The sequence below is a fragment of the Neisseria sp. P0001.S005 genome (assembly GCF_051963715.1).
In genome coordinates, this window is record NZ_JBQCTZ010000579.1 from 1 (window position 1) to 481 (window position 481).

Sequence of the window (481 nt, forward strand, 5' to 3'; positions counted from 1 at the left end):
GCGAGCGATTTCTTCTTGCTCTAATTGTTGAATCAAGTTCATTTGTTTTTCCTAAGTTATGATTGGATTTCCTGTTGCTCTTGCAAGATTTCTTTTAAGAGGCGGGATTCCTTTGGGATTAAACTGCGCTTTTCCAATAAATCAGGTCGGCGCTCTAAAGTGCGTCGCAGCGATTGTTTCAATCGCCACTCGGCAATCAAGCCATGATTTCCTGAGCGTAAGACCTCGGGAACCATCATGCCTTGGAATTCTACGGGTTTGGTGTAATGAGGACAGTCTAAAAGGCCGTCTGAAAACGAGTCTTGTTCGGCAGACTGTATATCGCCCAATACACCCGGAACCAATCTTAAGACGGCATCCATCAACATCATGGCGGGTAATTCGCCACCCGAGACGACAAAGTCGCCAATGCTGATTTCTTCGTCCACACTGCTTTGCAGCAGTCTTTCATCTATGCCTTCATAGCGTCCGCATAGAAGAA

The 481-nt window shown here is 46.2% G+C and carries 1 protein-coding gene; it reads right to left on the reverse strand.

Features of this window, described 5'->3' with window-relative positions; all coding sequences use genetic code 11:
- Positions 1-56 precede the first annotated feature (56 nt).
- The coding region (gene trmD / locus ACTHSP_RS21785) for a tRNA (guanine(37)-N(1))-methyltransferase (protein ID WP_440346980.1) at positions 57-481 on the reverse strand (425 nt) is incomplete at its 5' end.